The sequence below is a fragment of the Dactylosporangium sp. NPDC050688 genome, from assembly GCF_040654515.1.
Lineage (GTDB): Bacteria > Actinomycetota > Actinomycetes > Mycobacteriales > Micromonosporaceae > Dactylosporangium.
This window is the reverse complement of the sequence record NZ_JBFAIC010000011.1, coordinates 101601-116894: the sequence shown is the minus strand read 5'-3', so window position 1 is coordinate 116894 and position 15294 is coordinate 101601. Positions and strand designations below refer to the sequence as shown.

The 15294-nt window shown below is 72.7% G+C and carries 13 protein-coding genes; 5 read left to right on the top strand and 8 right to left on the bottom strand.

The features are described from left to right. Window positions 1-32 precede the first annotated feature (32 nt). Together AB0H83_RS13720 and AB0H83_RS13715 are read left to right on the top strand one after the other, a co-directional pair. Entirely contained in the window at window positions 33-242 is a 210-nt protein-coding gene (locus AB0H83_RS13720; RefSeq protein WP_360091993.1) for a hypothetical protein, read from the top strand. A 154-nt stretch (window positions 243-396) separates the two neighbouring features. After that, a complete protein-coding gene (locus tag AB0H83_RS13715) occupies window positions 397-1485 on the top strand; it encodes a LacI family DNA-binding transcriptional regulator (RefSeq protein ID WP_360091990.1) in 1089 nt (362 codons plus the stop codon). A gap of 103 nt (window positions 1486-1588) precedes the next feature. Here the strand turns inward: AB0H83_RS13715 and AB0H83_RS13710 are convergent, their stop codons facing one another. Together AB0H83_RS13710 and AB0H83_RS13705 are read right to left on the bottom strand one after the other, a co-directional pair. Then, on the bottom strand, window positions 1589-3091 hold the full coding sequence (locus AB0H83_RS13710) for an MFS transporter (RefSeq protein ID WP_360091987.1): 1503 nt from the start codon (window positions 3089-3091) through the stop codon (window positions 1589-1591). 84 nt (window positions 3092-3175) lie between these two features. Then, a complete protein-coding gene (locus AB0H83_RS13705; RefSeq protein WP_360091984.1) occupies window positions 3176-3748 on the bottom strand; it encodes a TetR/AcrR family transcriptional regulator in 573 nt (190 codons plus the stop codon). Between the two features lie 305 nt (window positions 3749-4053). Here AB0H83_RS13705 and AB0H83_RS13700 point away from each other — a divergent pair, with 305 nt between their 5' ends. Continuing rightward, entirely contained in the window at window positions 4054-6291 is a 2238-nt protein-coding gene (locus AB0H83_RS13700) for a glycoside hydrolase family 6 protein (RefSeq protein ID WP_360091981.1), read from the top strand. A 75-nt stretch (window positions 6292-6366) separates the two neighbouring features. Then, window positions 6367-7209: a hypothetical protein gene (locus tag AB0H83_RS13695; protein WP_360091978.1), complete on the top strand. Its 843-nt coding sequence runs from the start codon at window positions 6367-6369 to the stop codon at window positions 7207-7209. A 15-nt stretch (window positions 7210-7224) separates the two neighbouring features. On the opposite strand, the gene AB0H83_RS13690 is transcribed toward AB0H83_RS13695, so the two are convergent. Continuing rightward, window positions 7225-7491 (bottom strand): GNAT family N-acetyltransferase, encoded by a 267-nt coding sequence (locus AB0H83_RS13690; protein ID WP_033363401.1) that lies wholly within the window; start codon window positions 7489-7491, stop codon window positions 7225-7227. Then, a complete protein-coding gene (locus AB0H83_RS13685) occupies window positions 7492-8472 on the bottom strand; it encodes a pirin family protein (protein ID WP_360091975.1) in 981 nt (326 codons plus the stop codon). Between the two features lie 184 nt (window positions 8473-8656). Between AB0H83_RS13685 and AB0H83_RS13680 the strand changes: the two genes are divergently transcribed. Then, window positions 8657-9946: a methyl-accepting chemotaxis protein gene (locus AB0H83_RS13680; protein ID WP_360091972.1), complete on the top strand. Its 1290-nt coding sequence runs from the start codon at window positions 8657-8659 to the stop codon at window positions 9944-9946. Window positions 9947-10081: 135 nt separating this feature from the next. Here the strand turns inward: AB0H83_RS13680 and AB0H83_RS13675 are convergent, their stop codons facing one another. From AB0H83_RS13675 to AB0H83_RS13660, 4 genes are all read right to left on the bottom strand, one after another. Further along, a complete protein-coding gene (locus AB0H83_RS13675) occupies window positions 10082-11230 on the bottom strand; it encodes an MFS transporter (protein ID WP_360091969.1) in 1149 nt (382 codons plus the stop codon). Window positions 11231-11301: 71 nt separating this feature from the next. Next, on the bottom strand, window positions 11302-12117 hold the full coding sequence (locus AB0H83_RS13670; RefSeq protein WP_360092227.1) for a YhjD/YihY/BrkB family envelope integrity protein: 816 nt from the start codon (window positions 12115-12117) through the stop codon (window positions 11302-11304). An 84-nt stretch (window positions 12118-12201) separates the two neighbouring features. Then, a complete protein-coding gene (locus AB0H83_RS13665; protein WP_360091966.1) occupies window positions 12202-14040 on the bottom strand; it encodes a chorismate-binding protein in 1839 nt (612 codons plus the stop codon). A 233-nt stretch (window positions 14041-14273) separates the two neighbouring features. Beyond that, window positions 14274-15248: an aldo/keto reductase gene (locus AB0H83_RS13660; RefSeq protein ID WP_360091963.1), complete on the bottom strand. Its 975-nt coding sequence runs from the start codon at window positions 15246-15248 to the stop codon at window positions 14274-14276. Between the last annotated feature and the right edge of the window lie 46 nt (window positions 15249-15294).

Here is a 15294-nt window from a genome sequence, read left to right as displayed (position 1 = left end):
CCGGCAGGCGCCAGGTTCGAGGAGGTCCGGCCATGTTTCCCTTCGCGATGATCGTCTCCCAGAAGGCGATGGCCCACGAGGTCCGCAGCGCGATGCCCAACGCGCCGACGGTCGCGCCCGCCGCGCCGCTGCGGGGTGTCCGGCGCCCCAGGGTCCGGCAGGTGCGCACGGCGCTCGCCGCGTCGCTGCACCGGGCCGCCGACGCGGTCGCCCCGACCCCCGCGTGCAGCCCGGCCCGCTGAACCGCGGGTCCGGCGCCGCGGCACGGCGGCGCGTGAGGCTCTCAGGACGCGCAGCACGGCGGCGAGTGAGGCCCGGGACGCCGCAGCGCGATATCGTCGTCGGGTCCCGGTGGTTCGGCGGGACGGGCCCGCTCGACGATGGCGAGGAGGAGCGATGGCAAGGGTCACCTTGCAGACGATCGCCGACCAGGTCGGCGTGAGCCGGATGACCGTCTCCAACGCCTTTTCCCGGCCCGACCAGCTCTCCCCCACGTTGCGGGACAAGATTTTGGCCGTCGCGTCGGAGCTCGGCTACGTGGGGCCCGACCCGGCGGCCCGCGCCCTCGCGCGGGGCACGACCGGTGCGGTCGGGGTGCTGCTGACGGAGTCGCTGCGCGACGCGTTCAACGACGAGGTGGCCACGACGTTCCTCGGGGCGATCGCGGAGGAGCTCACCCCGACGGGGCTGGGCCTGACCCTGCTGACCGCCACGGACCGCGACGACGTCGTCCCCGCGAGGGACGTGGCGATGGACGGCGCGATGGTGTATTCCTGCGACCCGGGCTCGTCGGCGGTGGACTGGCTGATCCGGCGCCGGCTGCCGCTGGTCTTCATCGACCAGGTGCCGGCCGACGGCATCCCCAGCGTCAACGTCGACGACCGGCCCGGCGCCCGCGCCGCCGCGCAGCATCTCGTGGACCTCGGTCACCGGCGCGTCGCCGTGGTGACCAGCGGCGTGCGCGGGGCCCACGGCCTGCTGCCGGTCGGGTCGGTCATCCCCGGCGCCGCGGCGGACGAGGGTGCCGCGGCCATCGACGGGTACGTGGCACAGCAGCGCATCCTCGGCTGGCTGGACGCGCTGACCCCGGCGGGCATCACCCCGCTCGTGGCGCGGCTGGCGCACGGGCGGCCCGAGGACGGCTACGACGGCGCCCGGCTCATCCTCGAGGCCGACCCCCGGCCGACCGCGGTGCTGTGCTTCTCCGACGCGATCGCGCAGGGCGTCGTCCAGGCGGCGCACGACCTGGGGCTGCGGGTCCCCGAGGACCTGTCGGTGGTCGGGTTCGACGACAGCCCGCTCGCCGCGCGGATGCGGCCGCCGCTGACCACGGTCCGCCAGGACGTGCTGGCGAAGGGGCGGGCCGCGGCCGCCGCGCTGACCCGGGCGATCGCCGAGACCCGCGCCGGCGCCGCGCCCACGCCGGACCACCTGCTGATCCCCGCCGACCTCATCGTGCGCGAGAGCACCGCACCGCCGGCCTGAACGCCCCCCACCACGCCCGGCGGGGCACTGGACGTACACCGGTCGGACAGCGCTGAGCAGGAGATCCCCGCGACGCGGGTGCGCCGCGGGGAGGTCACCGGCGTCAGTGCACCAGCACCGGCACCTGCTCCTGCTCCGACGTGCGGCCGGCGTCGGCGGGCGTGCGGCGGATGAACAGCACCACCAGCAGCGCGGCCACGCCGAGCAGCACGGCGCTGGCGGTGAAGGCCACGTTGTACCCGTGGATCGCCGCCCTCGCCTGGCCGAGCGGCGACGCCTCGTGGCTGGTCAGGTAGCCGGTGACGGCCGTGGTGAAGATGGTGTTGAGCAGGGCCGTGCCGAGCGAGCCGCCGACCTGCTGGGTGGTGTTGACCAGCGCGCTGGCGACGCCGGCGTCGTGGTTGGCCACGCCGGTCAGCGCGACGCTGCTCAGCGGCACGAAGACCAGGCCCATGCCGAGGCTCATCGCGATGAACGCGGGCAGGATGTCCACGACGTAGTCGGAGTGCAGGTCGAGCCGGGTCAGCCAGATCATGGCCAGGGTGGCCAGGACGCCGCCGACCGACATGATGACCCGGGGGCCGACGCGGGGCAGGAAGCGGGCCGCGAGGGTGGCCGCGACGATGATGCCGGCGGAGAACGGCAGGTAGGCGACGCCGCTCTTGAGGGCCGAGTACCCCATCGTCTGCTGCAGGTAGAAGGTCATGAACAGGAACATGCCGAGCATGCCCGCGCCGACGAGGATCGAGACCAGGAAGGACGTGCCCCGGTTGCGGTCCCACAGGACGCGCAGCGGCAGCAGCGGATGCTTGGCCCGCGACTCCCAGACGACGAACGCGGCGAGCAGCACGCCGGCGGCCACGAGCCAGCCGATCGTCACGCCGGAGCTCCAGCCGTCGGTCGCGGCCTTCGTGAAGCCGTACACGAGCGCGACCTGACCGATGGTGGCCAGGACGGCGCCGGGGACGTCATACCGGGTGTCGCCGGTGGCCTTGCTCTCCCGGACGACCGGCAGGGCCGCGACGAAGGCGATGATCGCGATCGGGATGTTGACCAGGAGGGTCCAGCGCCAGTTGGCGTACTGGGTGAGCAGGCCGCCGGCGATGAGACCGATCGCGGCGCCGCCGCCGGAGATCGCGCCGAACACGCCGAACGCCTTCGCCCGCTCCTTCGCCTCGGTGAACGTCACCGTGATCAGCGAGAGGGCGGCCGGGGCGAGCAGCGCGCCGAACGCGCCCTGCAGGCCGCGGGCGGCGTAGAGGGTCTCGGCGTTGACCGCGGCGCCGCCGAGCGCGGAGGCGCCGGCGAAGCCGAGCAGGCCGACCAGGAACGTGCGGCGGCGGCCGAAGAAGTCGGCGATCCGCCCGCCCAGCAGCAACAGGCCGCCGAAGGCCAGGGTGTACGCGGTGACGATCCACTGCCGGTCGGCCGTGGAGATGTGCAGCGCCTCCTGCGCCGAGGGCAGGGCGATGTTCACGACGGTGGCGTCGAGCACCACCATCAGCTGCGCGACGGCGATGACCGACAGCGCGAGCCAGCGTTTCGGGTCGACCGCAGCCGTGGCCCCCGCCGTGGCGGTGGCCGTCCCCCCCGATTGGTTCGACATGAGCGGATGCCTCCCAAGGCATGGTTGATCGAGACCGCGCCCAGGTGGACGGACGGGCCGTGGTGGTGCGAGAGAAAGACGAGGTCAGATGGGCTGACGCAGGACGGGCAGCAGCACCCGGTCGACGACGCGGTGCACGAAGGACTCGTCGAGCGGCCCTTCCTGCCGCATGGTCCGGTTGAGCACCATGGCTTGCAGGACCTCCTGCAGCAGGTCCGAGGTGGCGCCCTCGGGCAGCTCGCCACGCTCCACCGCGCGGCGCACGATGGTGACGAAGGCGGACTGCTTCGCGTCGTAGACACAGCGGCGGAACGTCTCGGCCAGCTCCGGGTTGCGGGTGACCGCGGTCAGCAGACCGGTCATGACGTCGCCGTCGGGGCTGTTGACCACCTGGCACGCCGCGGTGAGCAGTGCCATCAGGTCGCCGCGCAGCGTGCCGGTGTCCTGCGGCTCGAACGAGCCGCCGAACCGGTGCTCGAAGGCGTCCATCACCAGGTCGGGCTTGGTCGGCCAGCCCCGGTAGATGGTGGCCTTGCTGGCGCGGGCCCGCGCCGCCACGGCATCCATCGACATGCGGTCGTATCCGACCTCACCGAGCAGCTCGAAGACCGCTTCGCAGATCGCTTCGCGGCGGCCGGGCTTCGGTGCGGGAGACATGACCACTTCCTAGATCGCAGAGCCCGGTTCCGCAAGTCCTGGATCGCAGGTGTACGGAACCGTTTCGTACCGGAACCATACTCCCCGCCATTGTCAGTACGAAACCGTTCCGTACACCTGAGGGTCGTGAGCGACGTCACAGGCGATCCGGGAGTGGTTAACATGAAGGTAACTTTCACGCCCCTGAGCAGGGATTCCCAGGTCCAGAGCCCGCTCGATCAACCCTTCCTTGACGGTGACCCACGCCACTGCGCACGGTGACCGGGCCAGAACGACCCGAACTCCCGTCAAGTTGAGGAGCATCGATGAGGCGGAAACTCGCCATCGTCTCGATCGCCGCGATAGCGGCAACTGGCGGCATCATCGCCGTCAACAGTCCGGCGTTCGCCGCCGCCGGCTGCAGCGTCAAGTACACCGTCACCAACCAGTGGCCCGGCGGCTTCGGTGGTTCGGTGGAGATCACCAACAAGGGTGACGCGCTGACCAGCTGGAACCTCGGCTGGGACTTCGTCGCCGGCCAGGGCATCCAGCAGATGTGGCAGGCGATCCCGACGATCACCGGCACCCACGTCAACGCCAAGAACGAGAGCTACAACGGCAACCTGCCCGCCAACGGCACGGTGTCGTTCGGCTTCAACGGGACCTGGACCACCAGCAACCCGGTGCCCACGGCGTTCACGCTCAACGGCACCGCCTGCGGCGACGGGACCAGCACCAACGTGGCCCCGACCGTCAGCGTGACCAGCCCGGCCGCCGGCGCGTCCTACACCGCCCCCGCCTCGGTCAGCATCACGGCGAACGCTGCGGACTCCGACGGCACCGTGTCGAAGGTCGAGTTCTACAACGGCACGACGCTGCTGAGCACCGATAACGCCGCGCCGTACGCGTACACCTGGACCGGTGTCGCGGCGGGCAGCTACAACATCACCGCCAAGGCCTACGACAACGGCGGCCTGTCCACGACCAGCGGCCTGGTGCCGATCACGGTCACCAACGGCGGCGGCAACGGCGCGCCGACGGTCACCCTGACCGGCCCGACGACCGGCTCCGGCTACACCGCTCCGGCCACGGTCAACCTGACCGCCACCGCCGCGGACGCCGACGGCACCGTGTCGAAGGTCGAGTTCTACAACGGCACGACGCTGCTGGGCACCGACACCACGTCGCCCTACGCGTACACCTGGAGCAACGTCGCCGTGGGCAACTACACGCTGACCGCCAAGGCGACCGACAACTCCGGCAACGCGACCACCAGCAACGCGGCCTCGATCACCGTCACCACCGGCGGGCAGACCGACGGTCACGTGGACAACCCGTACAGCGGGGCGCGCGGCTACGTGAACGCGGACTGGGCGGACAAGGCCCGCGCCGACGGTGGCGCCGCCATCGCCGGGGTCTCCACCGGCGTCTGGATCGACCGCATCGCCGCCATCAACGGCACCAGCAGCGCCAGGGGCATCCGGGCGCACCTCGACGACGCGCTGGCGCAGAAGGCGGCCGGCAGCGGCCCGCTGACCATCCAGTTCGTCGTCTACAACCTGCCGAACCGGGACTGCTCCGCGCTCGCCTCCAACGGTGAGCTGAAGATCTCGGAGGACGGCCTCAACCGGTACAAGACCGAGTACATCGACCCGATCGCCGCGATCCTGGGCGACTCGAAGTACTCGAGCCTGCGCATCGTGACGATCGTCGAGATCGACTCGCTGCCGAACCTCGTCACCAACACCAACCTCGCGGCCTGCGCCGAGGCGAAGTCCAGCGGCGCCTACGTCCAGGGCGTCCAGTACGCGCTGAACAAGCTGCACGCGATCCCGAACGTGTACACCTACATCGACGCCGGCCACCACGGCTGGCTCGGCTGGGACTCGAACTTCGGCCCCTCGGCGGACCTGTTCGCCTCCACCGTGCGGGGCACCACGGCCGGCTTCGCCAGCGTCGACGGCTTCATCACCAACACCGCCAACTACTCCGCGCTGGTCGAGCCGTACTTCACCATCAACACCACGGTGAACGGCCAGTCGGTCCGCCAGTCCAAGTGGGTCGACTGGAACTACTACGTCGACGAGCAGTCCTTCGCCCAGGCGTTCCGCAACAAGCTGGTCTCGCTGGGCTTCAACAGCAACATCGGCATGCTGATCGACACCTCGCGCAACGGCTGGGGCGGCGCCAGCCGTCCGACCGCGGCGAGCACGTCGACCGTCATGGACACCTTCGTCAACCAGTCCCGCGTCGACCGGCGCCTGCACGCCGGCAACTGGTGCAACCAGTCCGGTGCGGGCCTCGGCGAGCGGCCGCGGGCGACCCCGGCCCCGGGCATCGACGCCTACGTCTGGATCAAGCCTCCGGGCGAGTCGGACGGCGCGAGCCAGGTCATCCCGAACGACGAGGGCAAGGGCTTCGACCGGATGTGCGACCCGACCTACACGGGCAACGACCGTAACGGCAACAACCCGACCGGCGCCCTGGCGAACTCGCCGATCGCCGGCCAGTGGTTCGCGGCCCAGTTCCGCGAGCTCATGGCCAACGCCTACCCGGCGCTGTAACAACGCTCGCTGCACCAGGATCGCAGGAAAGGCCCCCGGTTCGCCGGGGGCCTTTTCGCGGCTATCGTCAGGTCCATGACAGCTTTGTCGATCGAGCGCCGCATGTGGAGCCTGTACGAGCCGGTCCACGCGGTCACCTACTTCGCCTCCGACGCCCTCGCGGCGTTCGAGGCCGCGGGACTGCGCGGCTTCTGGCGGGGATACTTCGCGGGCCGCAGCGCCCCGCTCGGCGCCGTGCCGGCGGGGCCGGTGCTCGCCGCGTTCTACGGCTTCGCGCCGCGGATGGTGACCCGGGCGTTGCCGGACGTGTGGACCAGGATCACCCCGGAGGCGGCGCTGGCCGCGCGGCTGGAGGGGTCGCGGCGGGTCCTGCGCCAGGTGGACGGCGACCTCACCGAGGCCGCCGGCCTGTTGCGGGCCGCGGCGGAGGCGGTCGACCTGCCCGGCCGGGTGCTGGGCGCGGCGAACGCGATGCTGCCGTGGCCGGACGACCCGGCGGGCGTGCTGTGGCAGGCGGCCACCGTGCTGCGCGAGCACCGCGGCGACGGCCACCTGGCGGCGCTGCTGGTCGAGGGGCTCGACGGCGTGGAGTGCAACGTGTGGCGGGTCGCGCTGCGCGACGGTGAGGGGCGCGACTTCTACCAGCCGGCGCGGGGCTGGACCGATGAGGAGTGGGCCGCCGCCACCGACCGGCTGCGCTCGCGGGGCTGGGTCGACGCGTCGGGGCGGGCGACGGAGGCGGCGCGTTCGGCCTGCACCACGGTCGAGGCCACCACGGACGCGCTCGCCGCGATGCCGTGGCGGGTCCTGGGGACCGCCGCCACGGCGCGCTGCGCGGAGCTGCTGCACCCGATCGCGGTCCAGGCGTCGCGGCTGCTGCGCCACCCGAACCCGATCGGGCTGCCGGCGCTGGACTGACGCCGGCTGTGGTGCTTACGCCAGCTCGGGGTGGCGTTTGAGGTAGGCGGCGATGAAGGGGCACTGCGGCACGACGCGCAGGTCGCGCTCCTTCACCGCGCCGAGGGCGCCGGCGGCGAGCTTGCTGCCCAGGCCCTTGCCCTCGTACGCCTTGTCGACCTCGGTGTGGGTGAAGACGATCTCGCCCGGGTGCAGCCGGTAGTAGGCCGCACCCGCGAGCTCGCCGTCGACCCGCAGCTCGAAGCGGTGCTGCTCAGGGCTGTCGACGACTGCGATGTCCATTCAGGACGCCTCTCCCCGAACGTCGGCGTGCGCCGCGGGGATGCTGCCGAGCCGACCGGCCTGGTAGTCCTCGAACGCCTGCACGACCTCGGCCTTGGTGTTCATGACGAACGGACCATACGCCGCGACGGGCTCCCGGATCGGCTTACCGCCGAGGAACAGCACGTCCATCGTGGGGTGACGCGGGTCCTGCTTCGCGTCGGCGGTGACGGTGATGCTGTCACCCTCCCCGAAGACCGCGAGCTGGCCCAGCTCCACCGGCCGGCCCTTGGTGCCCACGCTGCCCTTGCCGGCAAGGGTGTACGCCAGCGCGTTGAAGTCCTTGCGCCACGGCAGGGCCAGCGACGCCCCGGGCGAGATCGTCGCGTGGATCATCGTGATCGGCGTGTAGGTGTTGCCGGGCCCGGCGTGGCCGTCGAGCTCACCCGCGATGACCCGCAGCAGCGCCCCGCCGTCGGGCGAGCTGAGCAGCGCCACCTGGCCGCCGCGGATGTCCTGGTAGCGCGGGGCGGCGAACTTGTCCGCCCTGGGCAGGTTGACCCACAGCTGGAACCCGTGGAAGAGCCCGCCGCTGACCACCAGGTGCTCCGGCGGGGTCTCGATGTGCAGCAGGCCACTGCCGGCGGTCATCCACTGCGTGTCGCCGTCACGGATGACACCGCCGCCACCGTGCGAGTCGCTGTGCACGAACTCGCCGTCGATGATGTAGGTGACGGTCTCGAACCCCCGGTGCGGGTGCCACGGCGTGCCCTTCGGCTCACCCGGCGCATACTCCACCTCACCCATCTGGTCCATGTGGATGAACGGGTCGAGGGTGCGCAGGTCGACGCCGGCGAACGCGCGCCGGACGGGGAAGCCCTCACCCTCGAAGCCCTTCGGCGCCGTGGTCACGGACACCACCGGGCGGGGACGCGCCGACACCGGGTCCGGGGTGGACACGCGGGGCAGCGCAAGGACGTTGTCGACGGTGATCGCGGGCATCTGACGCCTCCAGGGCCGATCGGGTGTGTCGCCTGCTGCAACGGTACTTGCATTGCAAGTATTCCGCAAGTCAACAATCTCGGCGGAGCGGCGAACACCTTCAGGTCGGCCGTCCGGCGGCCGATTGACGGTTGGGCCGACATGCAGGTCCCCGGTCCACCGTCCAGAGGGAGCGTCGAGCGCCATGTCCGGAGTCCTCGCCTGGCTCATGCCGCACGTGCGGCTGAGCGACGCGGCCTTCCAGTCCAGACACCGGGCGCTGCGACTGCTGCTGGTGCTGCACCTGCCGGTGCTCGTGGTCGTCAGCGTGCTGAACGGCCACTCGATCGTCGGGGAGCATGCGCACGGGGCGGCGTGGCTCGTCTGGTCGGCGAACGCGGGCGTGCTGATCTGCGCGGTCGCCGGCGGCGTCGCCCGCAGCAGGCGCGCGGCGGCGATCGCGGTGTCGACGGGGCTGGTCCTGGCCGCCGCGGCGCTCGTGCACGCCGGCAACGGCCTCACCGACCTGCACTTCCACTTCTTCGTGGTGGTGGGGCTGGTCAGCCTGTACCAGGACTGGACGACGCTGCTGGTCACCGTCCTGCTGGTGGCCGCGCACCATCTCGTGGTGGCGGCGGCGATGCCGCAGATGCTGTTCAACAACCCGCAGGCCCGCGACCATCCGATCCCGTTCGTGCTCCTGCACGCGGGGTTCGTCATCGCGATGTGCCTGACGCAGCTGACGTACTGGAGATTCGCCGCGAACGCCGAGGCCGAGGTCGACGCGGAGCGGGCGCGGGTCGCGGCCGAGAACCAGGCGGCGCTGCGGGCCGCGGCCGAGGACGCCACCCGGCGTGAGGAGGCGGCCGCGAGCAACGCCGCCGAGCAGGTCGCGCACAGCGAGCGGCTCGGCCGCCGGCTGGAGACCGTCCTCGCCGACGTCGCCGAGGCCGGGGTCCAGCTCGGCGCGGACGCGGGGGCGGCGATGGAGTCGTTCGAGCAGAAGCTGGCCGGGATGACCGGTGCGGTCCGCGAGGCGGTCAACGACGTCGAGGCGGCGCTCAGCGACTCCAACCACGCGCGGAGCGTCATCGGTGAGCTGGAGACCGCGATCGCCGACATCGCCACCGTCGCCGGGCTCATCCAGGCGGTGGCGGATCAGACGAAGCTGCTGGCGCTCAACGCGACGATCGAGGCGGCCCGGGCCGGTGAGGCCGGGAAGGGGTTCGGCGTGGTCGCCAACGAGGTCAAGGACCTCGCCGCGCAGACCGCCGCCGCGACCGGGCGGATCGAGACGACCGTCGGGCAGGTCACCGCGGGTGCGGCCGCGGCGGCGAACGCGGTCGGCGGGGTCGCGCGCCGGCTCAGCTCGGTCGCGGCCGCGCAGCGCGAGGTGGAGGCGTCGCTGCACGAGCAGACCGGCCTGGCCGCCGCGACCCGCGGCTCGGTGGCCGCGGCCGCCGAGAAGGTCAGCGCGACCGCGCACCAGCCCTGAGCCCGGCCGCGCGGGGCCTTCGCGGTCGGCCCCGACCCGGGCGGGCGTCAGCCGGGCGGGCGGGCATCAGCCGGGCGGGCATCGCCGGGCGGGCAACGGGCCGACCGGGCAGAGGACGGACTGGAAACGCCGGGCTCAGCCGGCGGCGGGTGCCGGCACCTCGGCAGCCCGCGCGAGCGGTGCCTGCGTGCGGAACGCCGGTGCCAGCGCGACGATCCCCGCCGCCAGCACGGCCGGCACCACGAAGGCCAGCCGCAGCGACGCGCCCTCCGCCACGGCGCCGATGAGTCCGGCGCCGACCACGAACCCGACGTAGTTGAACAGGTTGACGCGGGCGATCGCGACACCCGTGCCGGCCGGGTCGAGGCGGCCCGCGGCGGAGAACGACTGCGGCACGACCAGCGACAGCCCGATGCCGACGACGGCGAACCCGGCGATGCCGACGGCCGCGGTCGGGGACGCGGCGACGAGGCCCAGGCCCAGGCCGCCGACGACGCCACCGGCGGAGACGACGCCGACGGGGCCGAAGCGGCGCACGATGAGGTCGCCGGCGGTGCGCCCGATGAGCATCATCGTCTGGTACGCGGCGAGCCCGAGCGCGGCGACGCTGGTGCTCGCGGCGAAGGCGTGGTCGAGGAAGACGGTGCTCCAGTTGGAGACCGCGGAGTCGGCGATGAACATGAGCATCATCGCGATGCCGACGAGGATGACCGGGCGCCAGGGCACGGCGGTGGCGGCGCCGGGCGGCACGTCGGCGACCTCCTCGGCCCGGCGCAGCTGCCACGGCCCGGCGGCCAGGGCGAGGGCGGTGCCGGCGGCCGCGACGGCGCCGAGCGACGCGGCGATCGACCAGTCGAGCCGCGACGTGCCGGCCGTGGCGAGGGCGCCGAGGATGGCCCCGACGCTCCACACGGCGTGGAAGGAGTTGAGCACGGGGCGGCCGTCCCGGCGCTCGACGCTGACGCCCTGCATGTTCATGGTGGCGTCGACGACGCCGAGCATGAGGCCGACGAAGGCGAGCGCGAGGTACAGCTGCCAGGCCTGCCCGGCCAGGCCGACGGCGGCGATCGCGAGGGCGACGCCGGGGCCGCCGGCGCGCAGCACCGGTGAGCTGCCGAGGCGGCTGGACAGCAGGCCGGCCAGGACGCTGCCGACGCCGGCGACGACCGGGACCGCGAGCAGGACCAGGGAGAGCTCACCGTCGGAGAAGCCGAACTTCTCCTGCAGGACGCCGACCTGGGTCAGCAGCGCCGCGAAGCAGAAGCCCTGGACGAGATACGCCACGGCGACGCTGAGTCTTGCCCGGCGGTCCCGCATGAAGGCCCCCAATAGTGAGAATTCTTCGGAAGCATCGTTCACGATGCCGCGGAGCGCAAGGCCCACCATCGGCTCGCCTGCAGGGTCGCACCGTATCCGATGAGCGTCACCAGGTGGAACAGGTACAGCCAGAGCAGGACGGCGACGATCGCGCCGACCGCGTCCAGCCCGCCGAAGGGCACGCCGAGGTCCAGCGGCAGCGACCAGAACAGCACGAACCCGTGCGCGAAGCCGGAGATGTTCGCCGCGGTGAACGAGCCGACCACGACCGTCGGGCCCCATGCGGGCGTGGGCGGGGCGCACCAGCGGTACACCATGACGAACGCGGGACTGAGCGCCAGCCAGGCGGCGAGGAACGACACCACCACCGCCCCGACGCCAGGCCAGCCGCCGGCCTGCAGGCGGCGTGCGGCGCTGGTGAGCACGAGGAGGAGGCCGAGCAGCAGGACCGGCGCGGCGGCGAGGACGGGCAGGATGAGCAGCCGTCCCCGCCAGCCGGCGACCGGGGTGCCGTCCGGCCCGGGGGCGGCGAGGGAGACGAACGCGCGGCGCAGGCCCTCGCCGTACCAGGTGGCGGGGACCAGCGCGGTGAGCGTGAGCGGCCACGACATGCGCAGGCCCGCGTCGAACAGCAGCGCCGTCGCGTGGTCGGCGCCGAGGCGGTCGGGCATCGCCGCGATCACCGGGCCGGCCAGGTCCCGGATCCTGCCGGCGCCGGCGATCAGCCCGGCGAGCTTGACGGTGAGCAGCGCGACGGGCACGACGGCGACCGCACCGTAGAAGGTGACGGCACCGGCGTGCAGGTTGAGGTCCCGCCCGTGGAAGAACCGCCGGACCACCCGTACCAGACGCATCACGACCGCACGGTTACCCACCGCGGGCTGCGGCAACACGGCGCGCCGCGAGCGCCGTGCGCCGGGCACGCCGGCGCACGCGCCCTACGACACCGCGGCCGCCGGCAGCAGCGTGGTCAGCATGGTGCGCAGCAGGTCGATGCCGTCGTAGCTGAGCACCGACTCCGGGTGGAACTGCACGCCCGCGAAGGTGGGGCCGCGCAGCGCGTGCACGTCGCCGTTGGCCGGGTCGCGGGACAGCTCCACCGGGCCGTACGGGCTGTCGAAACGGTCGTGCGGGTGGGACGCGGTGAAGGTGGAGTAGAAGCCGACGGTCGCCGGCCGGCCGAAGAAGACGATGTCGCGCTGCATGCCCTGGTACGGGTTGGCCTTGCGCCGCAGCGGCAGGCCGAGCAGGCCGGACAGCAGCTGGTGGCCGAGGCACACGGCGAGCGTCGGGGTGCCGTCGGCCAGCAGCCGCGCGGCGACGGCCCGCATGGCGGCCATCTTCGGCTCCTCGACCCGCCGCGGGTCGCCGGGGCCGGGGCCGAGCACCACCAGGTCGTAGCCGGCCGGGGACACCGGGGCCGAGTACTTCTGGAGGGTGACGTCCAGGCCGAGCACCCGCAACTGGTGGTGCAGCATGCCGGTGAACGTGTCCTCCGCGTCGACGATGAGGACCCGCCGCCCGGCGAGCTCGGGGACGGCGAGCGCCCGCGTGTGGTGGTCCTGCAGCCAGAACGGCGCGAGGGTGCCGTTGCGGGCGACGAGGGCGGCCTGCACGGCGGGGTCGGCGGCGAGCGGCGCGGCCGGGCGGGCCGGGCCGGTGGGGGCGGCGCCGAGGCCGAGCGCGGCCAGGACGCCGGCGGCCTTGGTGTGGGTCTCGGCGACCTCGCCCTCGGGCGTGGAGTGCCGCACCAGCGTGGCCCCGACGGGCACCCGCAGCCGGCCGGCGGCGCTGATGTCGGCGGTGCGGATGAGGATCGGCGCGTCGAGCGTCTGCCGGCCGAGGGCGTCGCGGCCGATGAGGGCGAGGACCGCGCCGTAGTAGCCGCGGCCGCGCCGCTCGTGGCGGGCGACGACCCGGCACGCGTTCTCGATCGGGCTGCCGACGACAGTCGGCGCGAACATCGTCTCGCGCAGCACGTCGCGCACGTCCAGTGCGCTACGGCCGGCGAGGAGGTACTCCGTGTGGACGAGGTGCGCCATCTCCTTGAGGTACGGCCCGACGACCTGCCCGCCCTCGGTCGCGACGGTCGCCATCATCTTGAGTTCCTCGTCCAGCACCATGGACAGCTCGTCGATCTCCTTGCGGTCGGACAGGAACCGCAGCACGGCGGCCTTGTCCGGCACGCCGCCCGGGTGCCGGAACGTGCCGCTGATCGGGTTCATCATGACCAGGCCGTCCTCGACGCTGACGTGCCGTTCGGGGGTGGCGCCGACGAGGGTGCGCTCGCCGGTGTGCACCAGGAACGTCCAGTAGGCGCCGCGCTCGCGCTCCAGCAGCCGCCGGTACACGGCGAGGGCGGCGGCGAGCGGGTCACCCTCGATGCCCGCCTCGAACACCCGGTGGATGACGAAGTTGGAGCCCTCGCCGCGGCCGATCTCGTCGCGCAGCACCTCCTGGACGATCGTGGCGTAGTCGTCGTCGGACACGTCGAAGGCGCCGTCGCGCAGCGACACCGGCGTGGCCGGCAGCGCCGCGACCAGATCGGGCACGGCCCGCTCCGAGCGGTGCGAGATGCGCAGCACCGACAGCGGCGTACCGTCGTCGACGCAGTCGAACCCGCGCTCGCGGACCTGCCGGAACGGCACCAGCGACAGGGACTCGTCGGGGATCTCGGCGAGCGAGGCGACGGTGACGACGGTGCCGGTGAGCACCTCGACGACGTCGCGGCCCTCGCGGCGCAGCAGGGCGAACGGGCGGGTCGGGTCGGGCAGCATGCGGGTCGTCCCTCTCAGGTCTGGCCGCCCGTCCGGCGGCCGGCCCCTGCGAGGAGGGAACGAAAAATCGACCGCCGGTGAGGGCGGCCGCGGATGTGGGTGTCACGCGGGAGTGGGCCGCCTCGTCAGGCGGGCCACCAGCATCGGTTCAGGAACGCGGACACGCCGACCACCATACGACGAACCCCGGGGCGGCGCCAGCACCGGCGTCGCCCCGGGGGGAGGATCGCCGGTCAGCGGTTCAGCGACCCCATCGTCTCGGCGGGGTACCGCGAGCCGGCGACGTCGCTGCCGATGGCGAGCTTCTCGATCGCGGCCAGGTCGTCCGGCGTGAGGACGATGTCCAGCGCGGCGACGTTCTGCTCCAGGTACGACCGCCGCTTCGTGCCCGGGATCGGCACGACGTCGTCGCCCTGGGCGAGGACCCAGGCCAGGGCCAGCTGCGCCGGGGTGACGCCCTTCGCCTCCGCCAGCGACCGGACCTCGGCGACCAGGTCGAGGTTGCGCTGGAAGTTCTCGCCCTGGAAGCGCGGGTTGTGGCGGCGGAAGTCCGACGGGTCGAACTGCGACGGGTCGGTGATCTCGCCGGAGAGGAAGCCGCGGCCGAGCGGGCTGTAGGCGACCAGGCCGATGCCCAGCTCGCGGAACAGCCCGAGGATGCCGTCCTCCGGGTCGCGGGTCCACAACGAGTACTCGTACTGCCCGGCGGTCACCGGGTGCACGGCGTGCGCGCGGCGCACGGTCTCCACCGACGCCTCGGAGATGCCCAGGTGCCGGACCTTGCCCGCGGCGACGGCCTCGCTGAGCGCGCCCCAGGTGTCCTCGATCGGCACCCGGTCGTCGACGCGGTGCTGGTAGTACAGGTCGATGTGGTCGACGCCGAGGCGGGTGAGGGACGCGTCGAGGGCGGCGCGCACGTAGTCGGGGTGGCCGTTGATGCCGCGGGTGCCGCCCTCGCGCTGGATGCCGAACTTCGTCGCGAGGGTCACCTCGTCGCGGCGCCCGGCGATGGCGCGGCCGACGAGCTGCTCGTTGGTGAACGGGCCGTACATGTCCGCGGTGTCCAGGAAGGTCACGCCCAGGTCCAGGGCGCGGCGGATGGTGGCGACGGACTCGGCGTCGTCACCCGGGCCGTAGAACTCGCTCATGCCCATGCAGCCCAGGCCGAGCGCGGACGTGGTCAGAGTGCCAAGGGTTCGCTGTCGCATGCCTCCAACACTCCCCCTCCGAGCGCGCTCGAAGTCAAATCACCCA